The organism is Oceanicola granulosus HTCC2516 (assembly GCF_000153305.1).
Classification (GTDB): Bacteria; Pseudomonadota; Alphaproteobacteria; order Rhodobacterales; family Rhodobacteraceae; genus Oceanicola; species Oceanicola granulosus.
Window position 1 is genome coordinate 49397 of the sequence record NZ_CH724109.1, and the last position, 16698, is coordinate 66094.

16 protein-coding genes are annotated in these 16698 nt (G+C 70.8%); 8 read left to right on the forward strand and 8 right to left on the reverse strand.

The window, feature by feature from the left end:
- Nucleotides 1–12: 12 nt before the first annotated feature.
- Nucleotides 13–705 carry a DUF599 domain-containing protein gene (locus OG2516_RS15935; RefSeq protein WP_007256960.1) on the reverse strand — a complete coding sequence of 231 codons (693 nt, stop codon included), beginning with the start codon at nt 703–705 and terminating at the stop codon, nt 13–15.
- Nucleotides 705–1115, reverse strand: coding sequence for a CopD family protein (locus OG2516_RS15940; RefSeq protein WP_007256959.1), 411 nt, complete (start codon nt 1113–1115; stop codon nt 705–707). Before OG2516_RS15940 ends, OG2516_RS15935 begins: the two co-directional genes overlap by 1 nt.
- Nucleotides 1116–1236: 121 nt before the next feature.
- Here OG2516_RS15940 and OG2516_RS15945 point away from each other — a divergent pair, with 121 nt between their 5' ends.
- The 5 genes from OG2516_RS15945 to OG2516_RS15965 all read left to right on the forward strand — a co-directional run bounded on the left by OG2516_RS15945 (nt 1237) and on the right by OG2516_RS15965 (nt 6800).
- Nucleotides 1237–2670 (forward strand): FAD-linked oxidase C-terminal domain-containing protein, encoded by a 1434-nt coding sequence (locus OG2516_RS15945; RefSeq protein WP_007256958.1) that lies wholly within the window; start codon nt 1237–1239, stop codon nt 2668–2670.
- 70 nt (nt 2671–2740) lie between these two features.
- On the forward strand, nt 2741–3883 hold the full coding sequence (locus OG2516_RS15950) for an FAD-binding protein (RefSeq protein WP_007256957.1): 1143 nt from the start codon (nt 2741–2743) through the stop codon (nt 3881–3883).
- A gap of 15 nt (nt 3884–3898) precedes the next feature.
- The gene (gene glcF, locus OG2516_RS15955; protein ID WP_007256956.1) at nt 3899–5281 is read left to right on the forward strand and encodes a glycolate oxidase subunit GlcF; all 1383 of its coding nucleotides are present in this window, start codon (nt 3899–3901) and stop codon (nt 5279–5281) included.
- Nucleotides 5282–5350: 69 nt separating this feature from the next.
- Nucleotides 5351–6166: a trypsin-like serine peptidase gene (locus tag OG2516_RS15960; protein ID WP_007256955.1), complete on the forward strand. Its 816-nt coding sequence runs from the start codon at nt 5351–5353 to the stop codon at nt 6164–6166.
- Between the two features lie 166 nt (nt 6167–6332).
- Nucleotides 6333–6800 (forward strand): Hsp20 family protein, encoded by a 468-nt coding sequence (locus tag OG2516_RS15965; protein WP_007256954.1) that lies wholly within the window; start codon nt 6333–6335, stop codon nt 6798–6800.
- A gap of 375 nt (nt 6801–7175) precedes the next feature.
- On the opposite strand, the gene polA is transcribed toward OG2516_RS15965, so the two are convergent.
- Both polA and OG2516_RS15975 read right to left on the reverse strand, forming a co-directional pair.
- Nucleotides 7176–9977: a DNA polymerase I gene (gene polA / locus OG2516_RS15970; protein ID WP_007256953.1), complete on the reverse strand. Its 2802-nt coding sequence runs from the start codon at nt 9975–9977 to the stop codon at nt 7176–7178.
- 114 nt (nt 9978–10091) lie between these two features.
- A complete protein-coding gene (locus OG2516_RS15975) occupies nt 10092–10274 on the reverse strand; it encodes a zinc-finger domain-containing protein (RefSeq protein ID WP_007256952.1) in 183 nt (60 codons plus the stop codon).
- 101 nt (nt 10275–10375) lie between these two features.
- On the opposite strand from OG2516_RS15975, the gene OG2516_RS15980 reads away from it, so the two are divergent.
- On the forward strand, nt 10376–11305 hold the full coding sequence (locus OG2516_RS15980; protein WP_007256951.1) for an ABC transporter ATP-binding protein: 930 nt from the start codon (nt 10376–10378) through the stop codon (nt 11303–11305).
- 70 nt (nt 11306–11375) lie between these two features.
- On the opposite strand, the gene OG2516_RS15985 is transcribed toward OG2516_RS15980, so the two are convergent.
- Together OG2516_RS15985 and OG2516_RS15990 are read right to left on the reverse strand one after the other, a co-directional pair.
- Nucleotides 11376–11735 (reverse strand): histidine triad nucleotide-binding protein, encoded by a 360-nt coding sequence (locus tag OG2516_RS15985; protein WP_007256950.1) that lies wholly within the window; start codon nt 11733–11735, stop codon nt 11376–11378.
- A gap of 9 nt (nt 11736–11744) precedes the next feature.
- Nucleotides 11745–13322: a DUF5928 domain-containing protein gene (locus OG2516_RS15990; protein ID WP_007256949.1), complete on the reverse strand. Its 1578-nt coding sequence runs from the start codon at nt 13320–13322 to the stop codon at nt 11745–11747.
- 155 nt (nt 13323–13477) lie between these two features.
- Between OG2516_RS15990 and OG2516_RS15995 the strand changes: the two genes are divergently transcribed.
- Both OG2516_RS15995 and OG2516_RS16000 read left to right on the forward strand, forming a co-directional pair.
- Nucleotides 13478–14296, forward strand: a complete 819-nt coding sequence (locus tag OG2516_RS15995) for a sulfotransferase family protein (RefSeq protein WP_007256948.1) — start codon at nt 13478–13480, stop codon at nt 14294–14296.
- 2 nt (nt 14297–14298) lie between these two features.
- The gene (locus OG2516_RS16000) at nt 14299–14988 is read left to right on the forward strand and encodes a hypothetical protein (protein WP_156799408.1); all 690 of its coding nucleotides are present in this window, start codon (nt 14299–14301) and stop codon (nt 14986–14988) included.
- Between the two features lie 3 nt (nt 14989–14991).
- Here the strand turns inward: OG2516_RS16000 and OG2516_RS16005 are convergent, their stop codons facing one another.
- A complete protein-coding gene (locus OG2516_RS16005; RefSeq protein WP_007256946.1) occupies nt 14992–15975 on the reverse strand; it encodes an adenosine kinase in 984 nt (327 codons plus the stop codon).
- A complete protein-coding gene (gene nth, locus OG2516_RS16010) occupies nt 15972–16616 on the reverse strand; it encodes an endonuclease III (protein WP_007256945.1) in 645 nt (214 codons plus the stop codon). The genes OG2516_RS16005 and nth overlap by 4 nt, the downstream gene beginning before the upstream one ends.
- Nucleotides 16617–16698 lie beyond the last annotated feature (82 nt).

Genomic DNA, 16698 nt, shown 5'->3' on the forward strand with positions numbered 1-16698 from the left:
CACCCCGCCCCCTCACCGCTCGATGATCCGGCGCGGGATTGAGGCGAACTCGCGGCTCCAGACGACCCACAGCGTCGCGGCGGTTGCGGCGGCAAGGGCGGTGGGGCCGAGGATCCAGGCGAGGCTGCCGAGGGCGAAGTACATCGAGCGCAGGCCGCGGTTGAAGTTCACCGCCGCGCGGATGTTGAGCTCGCCGGCGCGGCGGGCGCGGTCGCGGGCGTCGTCGGTGACGGGCAGGTTGGGCACCGAGGCCATGACCACGGCGCAATAGCCGAACACCCGGTTGGCCCATACGAAGCGTAGGAACGCCGAGGTCAGGTAGAGCACCACCACCAGCAGCTTGATCTGCCAGAGCAGCTCGGGCCGCTGCTCGTCCGTCAGTTCCTCGGCGATACCGGTCAGCGGCTCGGTGTTGCCCACCAGCGCCAGGGCGCCGCCGATGGCGAGGATGCAGGTCGAGGCGAAGAAGTTGGTCCCCTGCCGGAGAGACGACAGGATCTGGCTGTCGAAGATGCGCACGTCGCGTTCGACAAAGCTCTCCATCCAGTCGCGCCGGTACTGGCTCATCAGCTTGGTCACCGACGGCCGCCGGGCGGGCGGGTGCTCGATGTGCCAGCCGATCAGGACCGAGCCGAGCACCAGGAACGCCAGCGCCGCGAAATCGCGCGGCGACAACAGGGCGAGGACGTCGACCGGGCTCATCATCAGAACGGCCGGAACACGACGGCCCAGAGGATCGCGATCACCACCAGCACGCTCGCCTCGTTGTAGATGCGCAGGAACCGGTCGCTCTCGTCGAACAGGCCGCGCCGGGCGCGCAGCACGAGCCGGCCCGTCCAGGCGTAGTGCGCCGCGAGCAGCGCCACGAGCGCCGCCTTGAGCAGCGACCAGCCGGGCCAGCCGAGCCACCAGGCGAGCGACAGCCCGGTGACGATGGCGATGACGCCGAGGCCGGCGGAGAAGCGGAACAGGCGGATCGTCAGGTCGCCCGCCGGGCCGAGGCTGCCGGAGGCGGCGTGCTCGCGCTTCCAGAAGATCAGCGCGCGGGGCACGGCGAAGATCCCGGTCATCCAGCCGAGCACGCAGAGCAGGTGTATGACCTTGACCCAGAGCATGCGAAGGTCTTGCCGCGCCGCCGGGGGCGAGGCAAGGGGCCGCGGACTTGCCGTTTGCGCTCGTGCCGGATTGGTCATATCTTTTGACCAATCCGCCCGCCTGGCCGAGAGGAGCCGCCCGATGGAGATGCCGACCCCGAGCGCCGCCGTGCTCGCCAAGAAGGCCCGTGTCGTCGAGCGGCTGCAGGCGGTGCTGCCCGCGTCCGGCGTGATCCACGATCCGGCCGAGACCCGCGCCTACGAGTGCGACGCGCTCACCGCCTACCGCTGCCCGCCGCTCTGCGCGGTGCTGCCGGCCTCGACCGAGGAGGTCGCCGCGGTGCTCAGGGTCTGCCACGAGGAGGGTGTGCCCGTCGTGCCGCGCGGCTCGGGCACCTCGCTCGCGGGCGGGGCGCTGCCGACGGCGGACAGCGTGATCCTCGGCGTGGCGCGGCTGAACCGGGTGCTGGAGACGGCCTACGGCGACCGCTTCATCCGGGTGCAGACCGGGCGCACCAACCTCTCCGTCACCGGCGCGGTCGAGGAGGACGGGTTCTTCTACGCCCCCGATCCCTCGTCGCAGCTCGCCTGCGCCATCGCGGGCAACATCGCGATGAACTCGGGCGGCGCGCACTGCCTGAAATACGGCGTCACGACCAACAACCTGCTCGGCGTGACGATGGTGCTCATGGACGGCACCGTGATCGAGCTGGGCGGCGGGCATCTCGACGCCGGCGGGCTCGACCTGCTCGGCGTGATCTGCGGCAGCGAGGGCCAGCTCGGCGTCGTCACCGAGGCGACGCTGCGCATCCTGCCCAAGCCCGAGGGCGCGCGCCCCGTGCTCATGGGCTTCGACAGCAACGAGGTCGCCGGGGCCTGCGTGAGCGACATCATCAAGGCCGGCGTCCTGCCGGTGGCGATCGAGTTCATGGACCGCCCCTGCATCCGCGCCTGCGAGGCCTTCGCCGGGGCGGGCTATCCGGATTGCGAGGCGCTGCTGATCGTCGAGGTCGAGGGCGCGCCCGGCGAGATCGACGAGCAGCTCGCCCTGATCCTCGAGATCGCGCGCCGCCACGACCCCGTCGAGCTGCGCGAGGCGGCGGATGCCGACGAGGCCGCGCGGATCTGGCTCGGGCGCAAGTCGGCCTTCGGGGCGATGGGGCAGATCAACGACTACATGTGCCTCGACGGCACGATCCCCGTCAGCCGCCTGCCCGAGGTGCTCGGCGGCATCCGCGCCCTGTCCGGGCGCTACGGGCTGGAGGTCGCCAACGTGTTCCACGCCGGGGACGGCAACATGCACCCGCTGATCCTGTTCGATGCCAACCGCCCCGGCGACCTCGAGAAGGCCGAGGAGATGGGCGCCGACATCCTGCGGCTCTGCGTCGAGGTCGGCGGCTGCCTCACCGGGGAGCACGGGGTGGGCGTCGAGAAGCGCGACCTGATGGCGGTGCAGTACGGCCCCGACGACCTGGAGGCGCAGATGGCGGTGAAGGACGTGTTCGATCCGGCGTGGCTGCTGAACGCCGCGAAGGTGTTTCCGCTCGACGCCTCGGCCCGGCGACGCGCGGCGTGAGCGGTGACACTGGGGGCGCTGCCCCCGTCGCCTTCGGCGACTCCCCCGGGATACTTGAAGAACAGAGACCATGAGACCTGAGAGCGAAGAGGAACTGGCCGCGCTGGTGGCCGGGGCGGCGGGGCCGCTGAAGATCGTCGGCGGCGGGACGCGGGATGTCGGGCGGCCGGTGGCGGGCGAGGTGCTGTCGACGGCGGGGCTGACGGGCGTGCGCCTCTACGAGCCGGGGGCGCTGACGCTCGTGGTGGGGGCGGGGACGCCGTTGGCGGAGGTCGAGGCGGTGCTGGCCGAGCAGGGGCAGCGGCTGGCCTTCGAGCCGATCGACCACCGGGCGCTGCTGGGCACCGCGGGCGCGCCGACCATCGGCGGGGTCTTCGCGGCCAACGCCAGCGGGCCGCGCCGGGTCAACGTCGGCGCGGCCCGGGATTTCCTGCTGGGCGTGCGGTTCATCGACGGCGCGGGGCGGGTGGTCAAGAACGGCGGGCGGGTGATGAAGAACGTCACCGGCTACGACCTGGTCAAGCTGATGGCCGGCTCGTGGGGCACGCTCGGGGTGCTGAGCGAGGTGTCGCTGAAGGTGCTCGCCGAGCCGGCGGCGGAGATGACGCTGGTGGCGCGCGGGCTGGCGGCGGAGGCCGGCGTGGCGGCGCTGACGGCGGCGCTGGGCTCACCCTACGACGTCACCGGGGCGGCGCATCTCGACGAGGGGGTCGCGGGCGCGGCGGAGACGCGGGTGCGGATCGAGGGGCTGCCGGAGTCGGTCGCCTACCGGGGCGAGCGGCTGGGGGCGCTGCTCGAGGGCTTCGCGCCGGTGGAGGGCGCGGCGAGCGCCGCGCTCTGGCGCGAGGTCCGGGACGTCACGCCCTTCGCCGGGCGCGCGGGCGCGGTGTGGCGGGTGTCGCTGCGCCCCTCCCGCGGCGTGCGGCTGACGGAGGCGCTGGGCGAAGCCGGCCTGGCGCACCGGGCGCTGCGTGACTGGGGCGGCGGCTTGCTCTGGCTGCTGGTGGAGGACGGCGGCGACGCCGGGGCGGCGCTGCTGCGGGCGCGGCTCGCCGAGCTGGGCGGCCACGCCACGCTGGTGCGCGCCGCGCCCGAGACCCGCGCCGTCGTGCCCGTGTTCCAGCCCGAGCCTGCCCCCGTCGCCGCGCTGAGCGCGGGGCTGCGTGCCCGCTTCGACCCGCGCGGCATCCTGAACCCCGGCCTCATGGCCTGACGCCGAGGAGCGCAGATGCAGACCACCTTCACCCCCGAGCAGCTGGCCGATCCCGACACCGCGCGCGCCAACGAGATCCTGCGCGCCTGCGTCCATTGCGGCTTCTGCACCGCCACCTGCCCGACCTACCAGGTGCTCGGCGACGAGCTCGATTCGCCGCGCGGGCGCATCTACCTGATGAAGGACATGCTCGAGAACGAGCGGGTGCCCGACGACAGGACCGTCACTCACATCGACCGCTGCCTCTCCTGCCTCGCCTGCATGACGACCTGCCCGTCGGGCGTGCACTACATGCACCTCGTCGACCATGCCCGCGCCTATATCGAGGAGCACTACCGTCGCCCGTGGCCCGACCGGGCGCTGCGCTGGATGCTGGCGCGGATCCTGCCCTATCCGGGGCGCTTCCGGCTGGCGCTGCTGGGGGCGAAGCTCGCGCGGCCGGTCCGCGGGCTGCTGCCCGACGCGCGGCTGCGGGCGATGGTCGAGATGGCGCCGCGGCGCATCCCGCCGGTCTCGCACAACGACGATCCCCAGACCCACGCCGCCATCGGCCCGCGCCGCAGGCGGGTGGCGCTGATGACCGGCTGCGCGCAGCGGGCGCTCAACACCGACATCAACGACGCCACGATCCGGCTGCTCACCCGGCTGGGCTGCGACGTGGTCGTCGCCGAGGGCGCGGGCTGCTGCGGGGCGCTGACGCACCACATGGGCAAGGCCGACGACAGCCACGGCCACGCCGCGCGCAACATCCGCGCCTGGAGCCGCGAGATCGACGGGCCGGGGCTCGACGCGATCGTCGTCAACACCTCGGGCTGCGGCACGACGGTCAAGGATTACGGCCACATGTTCCGCACCGATCCCGCGCTGGCCGAGCCGGCGGCGCAAGTGGCGGCGCTGGCGAAGGACGTCTCGGAGGTGCTCGCCGAACTCATGGCCGAGGTGCCCGCGGAGACGCGGCAGCCCGCGCGCGAGGACATCGCCGGGACGGAGGCGACGCGGCTGATCGAGGGCGGCGGGCGCGGGCTTCGGGTGGCCTACCATGCGGCCTGCTCGCTCCAGCACGGGCAGAAGATCAAGAGCCACCCGAAGGCGCTGCTCAAGGCGGCCGGCTTCGAGGTGGTGGAGCCGGCCGACAGTCACCTCTGCTGCGGCTCGGCGGGAACGTACAACCTGATGCAGCCCGAGATCTCGGGGCAGCTGAAAGCGCGAAAGGTCGACACGCTGGAGGCCCTGGCGCCGGACGTCATCGCGGCGGGCAACATCGGCTGCATGATGCAGATCGGCAGCGGCACCGGCGTGCCGGTGGTGCACACGGTCGAGCTGCTGGACTGGGCCACGGGCGGCCCGAAGCCGCCGGCGCTCGAAGACACACCCGCGCGGCCGCCCGCGCTGACCTGAGGGCAGGCGCCGCAATCTCGCCTCAATTCGTTGCTAGCCCACCTCGGCGCCGCCACCGGAGTTCCCGCCATGCTGATCCGCCTTCTCTGCCTCCTCGGCCTGTTTGCCGGCGGCGCCGCGGCCCAGGAGGCCGCGCTGCAGTCGCTCCAGACCGGCGACGCGGCGCGCGGATGGGAGGCGGTCGGGCGGCTCGACATCGACGGCAAGGGCTTCTGCACCGGCGCGCTGGTGGCCGAGGACCTCGTCGTCACCGCCGCGCACTGCCTCTACGACACCGACAGCGGCACGCTGATCGACCCGACCCGGTTCCAGTTCCTCGCCGGGCTGCGCAACGGCCGCGCGCTGGCCTATCGCGGGGTGCGGCGGGCGCTGCACCTGCCGGACTACGTCCACGGCGGCGCGGCGGAGATGGCGAACGTCGGCCGCGACCTCGCGTTGCTCGAGCTCGACCAGCCGATCCGCTCAACCCGGATCGTGCCCTTCGAAACGGGCCACCATCCGCGTGCGGGCGAGGCGGTCGGCGTCGTCTCCTACGCGATCGACCGGGCCGAGGCGCCGTCGCTGCAGGAGATGTGCGGCGTGCTGGGCGAACAGGCGGGGGTGATCGTGATGGCCTGCAGCGTCGATTTCGGCTCGTCGGGCGCGCCGGTCTTCACGCTTGCGGGCGGACGGGCGCGGATCGTGTCGCTGGTCTCGGCGAAGGCGGAAATCGAGCAGGGCCGGGTGGCGCTCGGTCTCGCCCTCGATGCGCCGCTGGCGCAGCTGCGCGCCGAGATGGCGCGGGGGGCCGGACAGTATGGCGGCATCGCGCGCTCGCAGATCCGCGTGGTTCGGCCCGGAGAAGGCAGCGGAAGCGACACCGGGGCGAAGTTCGTCCGGCCGTAGACCGGCTCCGCGCATCGTGCCGGGCTGAAGCCCGGCCTACTTGACATGGCGCGGGGGCATTCCCAGATCCTTCGCGTGAGACGCCGGTGACCGGGTCTCGCGCTTCCGGCCGCTCCCTCGTGGAGGGCCATACATAGCAACGTTGTCGCTCAATGGAGGATAACCCATGCGTACGTTTGACCTTGCGCCGCTCTACCGCGCAACCGTCGGCTTCGACCAGATCGCCGACATGATGGACCGCGTTCTCAGCGATCCCGCCGATCAGTCCTATCCCCCCTACAACATCGAGAAGACCGCCGACGATTCCTGGCGCATCTCCGTCGCCGTCGCCGGGTTCTCCGACGAGGACCTCGGCGTCGAAGTCCGTGAGAACGCGCTGATCGTGTCCGGCCGCAAGGCCGAGCAGGACGGTGACCGCAAGTACCTGCACCGCGGCATCGCCACGCGCGCCTTCGAGCGCCGCTTCCACCTCGCCGACCACGTCCGCGTCACCGGCGCCAGCCACCGCGACGGGATGCTGCACATCGACCTGGTGCGCGAAGTCCCCGAGGCGCTGAAGCCGCGCCGGATCGAGATCGCCAAGGGGCCCTCGACCGACGACAAGGACGTCGTGGACGCCAAGGCGGTGAACTGATCGCCTGACGCTCTTCTCATGGGCGTCTGTGAGCCGGGGGTTTCCCCGGCCCTTTTCGTTTGAGCGGTCCCCGCCTGCCCGTGGCCGAGCGGCCTCGGAGCGACGTCAGTGCGACGCGAGGCCGGGCAGCGCCGGCCCGCCGGGGCGGGGGTCAGCTTCGCGGGACATCAACAGAAGCACGCCCGTCGCGCCGGTGGACGGACCTTCGCCAAAAGCGCCGCCCCGGGGGGGCGGGACGGCGCTGCCCGGCCGGGGGCCGGGCGGAGTGGGTGGCGGCCGGAGGCTGCTTCCGGCAACGCAGCTTCGGGCGACGCGATTGGCGCAGCTACCACTCAGGCCAGGCGGGGAGGCAGCCGCGCTGGTGCAGCCCTCCTTCTAGTGCGCGGCGGCCCAGTTCGTGCCCTGCCCTGCGTCGACGACCAGCGGCACGGTGAACTGCACCACCGGCATCGCGGCCGCCTCCATCACCTCGCGCGCGGCGGCGACGAGCGCCTCGACGGCGCCCTCCTCCACCTCGAACAGCAGTTCGTCGTGGACCTGCAGCAGCATCGTCGCGGGCAGCCCCTCGATGGCGGCGGGCATCCGCACCATCGCGCGGCGGATCACGTCGGCCGCGGTCCCCTGGATCGGCGCGTTGATCGCGGCGCGCCGCGCGAAGCCGGCGCCGGGGCCCTTCGCGTTGATCTCGGGAGTGTGGATCTTGCGCCCGAACAGCGTCTGCACGAAGCCGTGCTCCTTGGCGAAGGCCACCGTCTCGTCCATGTAGTCGCGGATCCCCGGGAAGCGCTCGAAGTAGCGGTTGATGAACCCCTGAGCCTCCTCGCGCGGGATCCGCAGGCTGCGCGCCAGGCCGAAGCCCGAGATCCCGTAGATCACCCCGAAGTTGATCGCCTTCGCCTGCCGCCGCACGTCGGGCGTCATCTCCTCCAGCGGCACGTTGAACATCTCCGACGCGGTCGCGGCGTGGATGTCCTGGCCGCTGCGGAACGCCTCCCGCAGGGCGTCGAGCCCGGCGACGTGGGCGAGGATGCGCAGCTCGATCTGGCTGTAATCGAGGCTGACCAGCACCTTGCCCAGATCGGCGACGAAGGCCTCGCGGATCCGCCGCCCCTCCTCGGTGCGCACCGGGATGTTCTGCAGGTTCGGCTCGGTCGAGGCGAGCCGGCCGGTGGCGGCGCCGGCCTGGCTGTAGGAGGTGTGGACCCGGCTGGTCTCGGGCTGGATGTAGCCCTGCAGCGAGTCGGTGTAGGTGGACTTGAGCTTGCTGATCTGGCGCCAGTCGAGGATCCGGCCGGGAAGGTCGTGCTCGGTGGCAAGGTCCTCGAGCACGTCGGCGCCGGTGCCGTAGGCGCCGGTCTTGCCCTTCTTGCCGCCGGGCAGGCCGAGCTCGTCGAACAGGATCTCGCCGAGTTGCTTGGGCGAGCCGAGGTTGAACTCGCGCCCCGCCAGCTCGTAGACCTCCGCCTCCAGCCCGGCCATCTTCTGGCTGAAGGCGTTCGACATCCGCGACAGCGTGTCCCGGTCGACCCGGATCCCCGCCCGCTCCATCCCCGCCAGCACCGGGATCAGGGGCCGCTCGAGGGTCTCGTAGACCCGGGTGACCTGCTTCCGGAAGAGCTGCTGCTTCAGCGCCTGCCACAGCCGCAGCACGATGTCGGCCTCCTCGGCGGCGTAGGGCGTCACCGCCTCCACCGGCACCCGGTCGAAGGTGCGGGCCGACTTGCCGGTGCCGACGACCGACTTCAGCTCGATCGGCCGGTGCCCGAGGAGACGGTCCGACAGGGTGTCGAGCGTGTGGCCGTGCAGGCCGGAATTGAGCGCGTAGCTCAGCAGGTGGGTGTCGTCGACCGGCGCGAGCGCGATGCCGTGGCGCCCGAGCAGCTTCATCGCCGCCTTCGCGTCCTGCGCCACCTTCATGATGCTGTCGTCCTCCAGCATCGGCCGCAGCAGCGCCAGCGCGGCGTCGAAGTCCATCTGCCCCTCGGCGAGATCGGACGAGCCGAACAGCCCCTGCTCGCTGTCGCCCACGTGGCGCAGCGGCAGGTAGCCCGCCTGCCCCGGCTCGACCGCGAGCGCGAGGCCGACGAGGGCGCAGGTGGTCTCCGAGGCGCTGTCGGCGATCGGGCGCAGCGCGACGTAGCCGCGGTCGTAGACGCGCGCGATCCACTGCTCCAGCGCCGCGGCATCGGCGATGCGCTCGTAGGCCGCGTGTTCGAACGGCGGCGCCTCGACGGCCTCCTCGACCGGCGCCGCCGGCCCCGCCGCGCGCTCCGGCATCGCCGGCGCCTCGACGCCGAGCTTGTCGCTGATGCGCCGCGCGATGGTGCGGAATTCCATCTCGGCGAGGAAGCCCAGCAGCCGCTCCGGATCGGGCTCGCGCATCTCGAGATCGTCGAGCGTGAAGTCGAGCGGGGTGTCGCAGTCGAGCTGCACCAGCCGCTTGGAGAGCTCGATCTGGGCGCGGTACTCGATCAGCGTCTGGCGCCGCTTGGGCTGCTTGATCTCCTCCGCCCGCTCGAGCAGCTCCTCGAGGCTGCCGTACTCGTTGATCAGCAGCGCCGCCGTCTTGATGCCGATCCCCGGCGCGCCGGGGATGTTGTCGACCGAGTCGCCCGCGAGCGCCTGCACGTCGACGACCCGGTCGGGGAACACGCCGAACTTCTCGAACACGCCGTCGCGGTCGATGCGGCGGTTCTTCATCGGGTCGAGCATCTCCACGCCGTCGCCGACGAGCTGCATCAGGTCCTTGTCGGACGACACGATGGTGACCCGGCCCCCGGCGGCGCGGGCCTGGCAGGCGAGGGCGGCGATCATGTCGTCGGCCTCGTAGTTCTCCATCTCCTTGCAGGCGATGTTGAACGCCTCGGTCGCGCGGCGGGTCAGCGGGATCTGCGGGCGCAGGTCCTCGGGCATCTCCGAGCGGTTCGCCTTGTACTGGTCGAACATCTCGTTGCGGAAGGTCTGGCTGCCCTTGTCGAAGATCACCGCCACATGTGTCGCCGCGTCGGCGCCGGAGTTGGTGTCGATGTACTTCTGCAGCATGTTGCAGAAGCCCGACACCGCCCCGACGGGCGCCCCGTCGGAGGGCCGGGTGAGCGGCGGCAGCGCGTGGTAGGCGCGGAAGATGAAGGCGGAGCCGTCGATCAGGTGCAGGTGGCACCCCTTGCCGAATGTCATCGCCGGAACTCCCTCGAACAGCCTGCGCCGGCCGGGTTTAGCCCGAACCGGTGGCCGGAGGCCAGCGGGTGCGCCCTCACGTCCCGCTCATCGCAAGCGCGCGCGGCGCGGCGCTCACTTGATCTTGTCGGCGAAGCTCTCGTGCACGTAGCGGGCGTCGCAATAGCCGCAATCGACGTAGCCCGTCTCGTGCGGGATCGGCAGCCAGACGCGGGGATGGCCCAGCGCGCCTTCGCTGCCGTCGCAGGCGACACGCCACTGGCTGACGATCTTGGTCTCGGGGGCAGGAAGGGTCATGTCGGTCCATCTCGTCCGGTTGCCGCGGCACGCTCACCGGCATACATCCCGCGGACGCGCTGTCAAGGCGCCGAGCCCGACCAGCCCGAGGAGACGCCACGGTGAGTGCCAACGCCATCGAGATCGAGACCCTGCGCAAGACCTACGCCGCCACCGCCCGCAGCGAGGCGAAGGAGGCGCTCAAGGGGATCGACCTCGAGATCCCGCGCGGCTCGATCTTCGGGCTGCTCGGGCCCAACGGCGCGGGCAAGTCGACGCTGATCAACATCCTCGCCGGGCTCGTGGTCAAGACCGAGGGCGCGGTGCGGATCTGGGGCTTCGACCAGGACCGCGCGCCGCGCCAGTCCCGCGCCGCCATCGGGGTCATGCCCCAGGAGCTGCACCTCGATCCGTTCTTCACCCCGCGCGCCTCGCTCGAGGTGCAGGCCGGCCTCTACGGCGTGCCGCGCGCGCGCCGCCGCACCGACGAGATCCTCGATCTGATCGGCCTCACCGACAAGGCCGACGCCTACGCCCGCTCCCTCTCCGGCGGGATGCGCCGCCGGCTGCTGCTCGGCAAGGCGCTGGTCCACACGCCGCAGGTGCTGGTGCTCGACGAGCCGACGGCGGGCGTCGACATCGAGCTGCGCAACATGCTCTGGCAGAACGTGCGCCGCCTCAACGAGCGCGGCATGACGATCATCCTGACGACCCACTACCTCGAGGAGGCGCAGGAGATGTGCGACGAGATCGCCATCATCAACCACGGCGAGGTCACCGCGCGCGACACCACCGCCAACCTGCTCTCGCGGCTCGACGGCAAGACCCTCGTCGTGCGCCCCGAGGCCCCGGCGGCGCTGCCGCCCCTGCCCGACGGCGTCGTCGGCGAGGCCCGGCCCGACGGCAGCCTCGTCTTCACCTACCCCAGCAGCCGCTTCCCCGCCGAGGCGGTGCTCTCGGCGGTGCGCGAGGCCGGCATCTCGATCCGGGACGTCACCACCGAGGAGGCCGACCTTGAGGACGTCTTCCTCGCCCTCACCCGCAGCGCCTGACCGGCGCCGCCTCTGTCCTGCAAAATCCCCGCCGGAGGCTCCGCCGCCTCGGCCGGTGCGGCGGCCGGGGTCAGAGCGACAGCATCGGCCCAAGCCTGCGGCCGGCGAGGATGTGGACATGCAGGTGCGGCACCTCCTGCACCCCGTGGGTGCGGGCGTTGGCGATCAGCCGGAAGCCCTCCTCGACGCCCTGCTGCCGGCACACCTCGCCGACGGTGCGCATGAAGTCGACGATCTCCGCCTCCGACGCCGTCTGGCAGAAGACGTCCAGGCTCGCGTAGGCGCCCTTGGGGATCACCAGCACGTGCGTCGGCGCCTGCGGGCGGATGTCGCGGAAGGCGAGCGAGTGCTCGGTCTCCATCACCTTGTCGCACGGGATCTCCCCGCGCAGCAGCTTGGCGAAGATGTTGTCGGGATCGTACGCTTCCATGGTGGCCTCTCAGTCGACGAACAAATGCTGGGTCTGGGCGATGCCGAGCGCGACGTCCGGGCTCACCGACAGGAAGTCGGCGATGCCGTGGGCGTTGGCCTCGGGGCTTGCGCTCTCGGCGATGCGGCTGTGGTTGGGGAAGTTCTGGTCGCGGATGCGCTCGCTCTCGTAGCCGACGTCGTAGCGGATCGTCGGTAGCAGCCGCGCCACCGCCTCGCGGCTGGTGCCCGGCCCGGCGAGCCCGACCCGGCGGGCATGGCCGAACAGGTACTCGTCGGAGAGGCTGCAATCGATCTCGAGCAGGCGCGTGGTGGAGCGGTCGGAGTAGAAGTCCTGCATCAGGTCGATCGACGCGGTGTCGAGGCAGATGATCAGCCGCTCGGTGTCGAAGTATTCGAAAAGCATCCGCATCAGCGCCCGGCGGTGCCGGGTGCGCTTGCCCAGCGTCGCTTGGATGCCGCCGAGGTCGGGCAGCCAGGTGTCTTCCTCGTTGAACAGGTACTCGATGGCGGGGATGTTGGTGTGGTGCTTGATCGAGCCGAGCAGCCGCTTGGCGACGTGCCACTTCTTGCAGGCGACGATCAGCAGCTCCTTGTCGCGCCCGAGCGACGTCTCGCGCTCCCAGAAACGGGGCGCGTAGCGCCGCCCGATCCGGCCGCGCCCGGCGAGGAACTGGAACAGCCGCCGGCCCTCGTTGGAGGTGTCGAAGTCGGACCGTTCCGAGGCGTAGAGCTGGCCCAGCCGGTGCCGCAGGTCGGCGGCCTCGGGGCTGATCTTGCGGGCGAACAGGCTGTTCTGCCCGATCAGCAGGTCGTAGTGGTCGTTGTAGAACGTCACCGGCATTCCGTAGTCGGTGAACATCAGGAACGTCAGTGAGCGCGAGACGATCTCCGGCTCGGGCACGAGGTGGCGCACCAGCGTCTGGAAGAACGTCTCGTCGGGGATCCAGCTGGTGCGGAAGAAGCGCATCACGTCGCGCCGGGACCGGGCGAAGTCGAGCACCGCCTCGATGGTGCGGCGGCGCAGGCAGAACCACTGGCTGCCGATCATCATCTGCAGGTCGGCCGGGATCTCGCGCTTCAGGCCGAGCGCCTTCTGCGCCGCGATCGATCGGTAGAACAGCCACTTCTGATTGCGTTCGTTGAAGACGTGCCTGTAGATCAGCCGCTCTTCCTTGATCCCGGTCTTGATCCAGTCGCTCTCGAAGAAGTCGAAGCTCTCGATGTAGTCGACGTCACGCTCGTCGAGCACCTTGTGGGCATAGGCGGCCGACTTGATCGCCATGCAATCGCCCGAGAGCATGTAGAAATGCGTCGCGCGCGGGAAGGCGTCGACGGCGGCCTCGAGCGCGTTGATCGTCGCCTGCACGAGGCTCCACTCGCCCCAGCCGCACTTCACCCGCCTGCGCGCGAAGGCGACGTTGGGGTTGTCGGCGAGGGCCTCGCGGATGCGGCGGAAGGCGTCGCGCGGGGCGCGGGCGTCGAAGTGGATCGCGATGCAGTCCCCGACCGCCGTCAGCTGCCGCGCCTGCTGGATGATCCCCTCGGGGTTCTTGTGGCACAACAATATGAAGGCAATCTTCGCCATGTCGCCGGATGCCCGCCTGCCTCACTCCGCCCCGTTCTCTCCTGATAGCGTGAAGAGACATTGAACATACAGGGCCATTTTGCGACCTTGCCCGCGGGGAGCCGGCGCGGACGGGCGACGCGCGGGCCGGGGGCAGATGACAAAGAGGCAGAGCAATGGGGTTTCCCGGCACCTGGATGACGGAGAGCGAGAGCGTGGTCTACCGGGTGGTGCCGAAATGCGCCTGCTCGACGATCGGGCAGATCATGTACTACTCCGACCACGGCACCTTCTTCGACGGCGACATCCATGACGCCGAGACCGGCCTGCACAAGTGGGCCCACGAGCACAGCCAGCCGAAGATCACCGCCAACGTGCGCGACCACCGCAGCTACGCCTTCACCTGCGTGCGAAATCCCTACACCCGCATCCTGAGCTCGTTCTTCGACAAGATCTGCGGCATCCAGCGCAACGGCAAGCGCTACCGGGGCAACCTCGTGCCGCTGCTGGTGCAGAAGTACGGGATCGAGGTGGGCGAGCCGGAGACGAACTTCGAGTTCGACCAGATCAGGAGCTTCCGCCGCTTCCTGCTGTTCGCGCGCGACACCATCCGCTGGCGCCGGCCGATGGAGCCCGATATCCACTGGTCGGCGATGTCGGGGCATATCTCGACGTTCATCGTCAACGGCGGCCGCTACGACCGGATCTTCTGGACCGAACAATTCAACGACGGGATGCAGAAGGTGCTCGACGCCATAGACACGCCGCACGAGATCAGGCTCGACCGGATCCCGCGCTTCAACGAGAGCGAGGGCCACGGGCCGAAGCGGGCGCATCCGGTGGAGGATTACTTCGACGACCTGTCGATGCACCTCGTCTACGAAATCTACAAGAAGGACTTCAACCTGTTCCGCTACGACTTCCAGAACCCGGCCAACAAGATGCCGACGGGCGAGATCGACCTCGACGAAGTCCACGCGAAGCTCGGAGAATGACCGTGCGCGCGCCCCTCCTCCTCGCCCTCGCGGCCACGCTGCTGGCCGCGACCAGCGCCGCGGCGACGCCGCCGCGGGTGGTCAACATGTTCGACCGCCTGTTCGGGCGCACCGACGGCAGCGTGCTGATCCTGCGCGAGGTGACCGACAACCACGGCCTGCACACCGTCCGCCAGATCGACACCCTGCTGATCACCCGCGACCTCGCCACCGGCGGCGACACCCGCTACCGCGCCGTCGACCGCATCCTCGACCTCGGCCCCGAGGCCGACCCGCGCATCGCCGCGCCGGTCCTCGTCGATCCGGTCAACCCCTACCGCGCCCGCGCCGCCGACGGGGCGTGGCCGCTCGACGATCCCCGCTTCGGCGAGGAGGTGACGCTGGGGCCGATGGGCCTCGAACTGACCACCTACGACGGCGAGACCTTCGAGCTTCCGCTCGAGAACTTCTCCGCCCATCTCGAGCGGACCCTCGCCGCCACCCGCGCCGTGCTGCCGCCGGTGGAGGTCGACGGGGCGGAGGCGGCCGACAGCTTCGACGCCGCCGCCTACGACAGTCCGCTCGAGGAGTGCAGCGGCGTCACGGGCATGCGGCTCGGCCCGGATGAGCCGGCGCTGGCCCTCGTGGCCTGCGAGGATCTCGAGACCGGCCAGCAGGTGCGGGTCTGGGTCGTGGTGCCGCCGCTGGAGTGAGGCTCAGACGAGCTCCGCCGCGCGGAACAGGTTCAGCACGTTCGACGCCGGGCGCGGCCCGATATGGGCGATGACCTCGGCCGCCGCGACGACGCCCATCCGCCCGCAGACCTCGAGCGGCTGGCCCGTCGACAGGCCGTAGAGGAAGCCGGCGGCGAACTGGTCGCCCGCGCCGGTCGCGTCGACCGGCGTGACGCGCGTCACCGGCACGACGACCCGCTCCTCGCCGCGGATCAGCACCACGTCCTCGCCCGAGCGGGTGCAGACCACCAGCCGGCACTCGCGCGCCGCCCGCTTCAGCGCGCTGTCGAGGTCGGTCTCGTAGAGCGCCTGCCATTCTTCCTGGTTGCCGATCACGTAGTCGAGCTCGCCGACGAGCCGCTGGAAGTCGGCGCGGTGGCGGTCGCAGCAGAACGGGTCGGAGAGGGTGATCCCGGCCATGCCCCCGGCCTCGCGGCAGACGCGGGCGGCGCGATCGAAGGCGTCCTTGCCCTTGGGCTTGTCGTAGAGGTAGCCCTCGAGGAACAGGATCTCGGCCTCGCCGGCCACGTCGTCGGAGACGTCGTCGGGGCCGATCTCGGCGGAGATGCCGAGGTAGGTGTTCATCGAGCGCTCGCCGTCGGGCGATACGAAGATCATGCTGCGCGAGGTCGGCAGATCGCCGCCCGCGACCGGCGTGTTGACGAAGCGCGAGCCCTGCTCCTCCATGCTCTCGGCGTAGAAGCGGCCCAGCGCGTCGTCGCGGACCCGGCCGATGAAGCCGGTCTTCAGCCCGAGCGCCCCGAGCCCGGCGAGCGTGTTGGCGACGGAGCCGCCCGGCGCCTGCACCCGGTCCTTCATCGCGCCGTAGAGCATCTCGGCGCGCTCGCGCTCGATCAGCTGCATCACGCCCTTCTCGATCCCGAGCAGGTCGAGGCTCTCGTCGCCGGTCTGGCAGATCACGTCGACGATGGCGTTGCCGATCCCCACGATCTTGTAGGTCTTCATGCGGTCTTGTCCTCGTATCTGCAGTATTCGTAGATGTGGCAGGCGGCGCATTTGGGCTTGCGGGCGACGCAGATGTAGCGGCCGTGCAGGATCAGCCAGTGATGCGCGTGGAGCTGGTAGTCGGCCGGGACGTGGTCCTCGATAGCGCGCTCCACGGCCTCGACGTCCTTGCCCGGTGCGATCCCGGTGCGATTGCCGACGCGGAAGATGTGGGTGTCGACCGCCTGCGCGGGGTGGCGCCACCACATGTTGAGCACCACGTTCGCCGTCTTGCGCCCCACCCCCGGCAGCGCCACCAGCGCGGCGCGGGAGTTCGGCACCTCGCCGCCATGCTCCTCGACGAGGATGCGGCTGAGCTTGATGACGTTCTTGGCCTTCTGGCGGAACAGGCCGATCGTCTTGATGTGCTCGATCAGCCCCTCCTCGCCGAGCGCGAGCATCTTCTCGGGCGTGTCGGCCACCTTGAAGAGCTCCCGCGTCGCCTTGTTGACGCCCGCGTCGGTCGCCTGCGCCGACAGCGCGACGGCCACGACGAGCGTGTAGGCGTTGACGTGTTCGAGCTCGCCCTTGGGCTCGGGCTCGGCCTCGTGGAAGCGCGCGAACACGGCACGCAGGGTCTGGTAATCGAGTTGCTTGGCCATTCCGGGCGGTATGCCCGCCCCGCGCCGTCGCGGCAAGCGCCGGGGATGCGCAGGAACCGGGTCGCGCGCGGGCGCGGGCGGG

Excerpts from the sequence above, each read along its gene's own strand:
- OG2516_RS15995 (WP_007256948.1), top strand. The coding sequence starts at position 13,478 with ATGGGGTTTCCCGGCACCTGGATGACGGAGAGCGAGAGCGTGGTCTAC.
- OG2516_RS15975 (WP_007256952.1), bottom strand. The coding sequence starts at position 10,274 with ATGACCCTTCCTGCCCCCGAGACCAAGATCGTCAGCCAGTGGCGTGTC.
- OG2516_RS15965 (WP_007256954.1), top strand. The coding sequence starts at position 6,333 with ATGCGTACGTTTGACCTTGCGCCGCTCTACCGCGCAACCGTCGGCTTC.
- OG2516_RS15940 (WP_007256959.1), bottom strand. The coding sequence starts at position 1,115 with ATGCTCTGGGTCAAGGTCATACACCTGCTCTGCGTGCTCGGCTGGATG.
- OG2516_RS15945 (WP_007256958.1), top strand. The coding sequence starts at position 1,237 with ATGGAGATGCCGACCCCGAGCGCCGCCGTGCTCGCCAAGAAGGCCCGT.
- OG2516_RS15990 (WP_007256949.1), bottom strand. The coding sequence starts at position 13,322 with ATGGCGAAGATTGCCTTCATATTGTTGTGCCACAAGAACCCCGAGGGG.
- OG2516_RS15985 (WP_007256950.1), bottom strand. The coding sequence starts at position 11,735 with ATGGAAGCGTACGATCCCGACAACATCTTCGCCAAGCTGCTGCGCGGG.
- OG2516_RS15935 (WP_007256960.1), bottom strand. The coding sequence starts at position 705 with ATGATGAGCCCGGTCGACGTCCTCGCCCTGTTGTCGCCGCGCGATTTC.
- glcF (WP_007256956.1), top strand. The coding sequence starts at position 3,899 with ATGCAGACCACCTTCACCCCCGAGCAGCTGGCCGATCCCGACACCGCG.
- polA (WP_007256953.1), bottom strand. The coding sequence starts at position 9,977 with ATGACATTCGGCAAGGGGTGCCACCTGCACCTGATCGACGGCTCCGCC.
- OG2516_RS15950 (WP_007256957.1), top strand. The coding sequence starts at position 2,741 with ATGAGACCTGAGAGCGAAGAGGAACTGGCCGCGCTGGTGGCCGGGGCG.
- OG2516_RS16005 (WP_007256946.1), bottom strand. The coding sequence starts at position 15,975 with ATGAAGACCTACAAGATCGTGGGGATCGGCAACGCCATCGTCGACGTG.
- OG2516_RS15960 (WP_007256955.1), top strand. The coding sequence starts at position 5,351 with ATGCTGATCCGCCTTCTCTGCCTCCTCGGCCTGTTTGCCGGCGGCGCC.
- nth (WP_007256945.1), bottom strand. The coding sequence starts at position 16,616 with ATGGCCAAGCAACTCGATTACCAGACCCTGCGTGCCGTGTTCGCGCGC.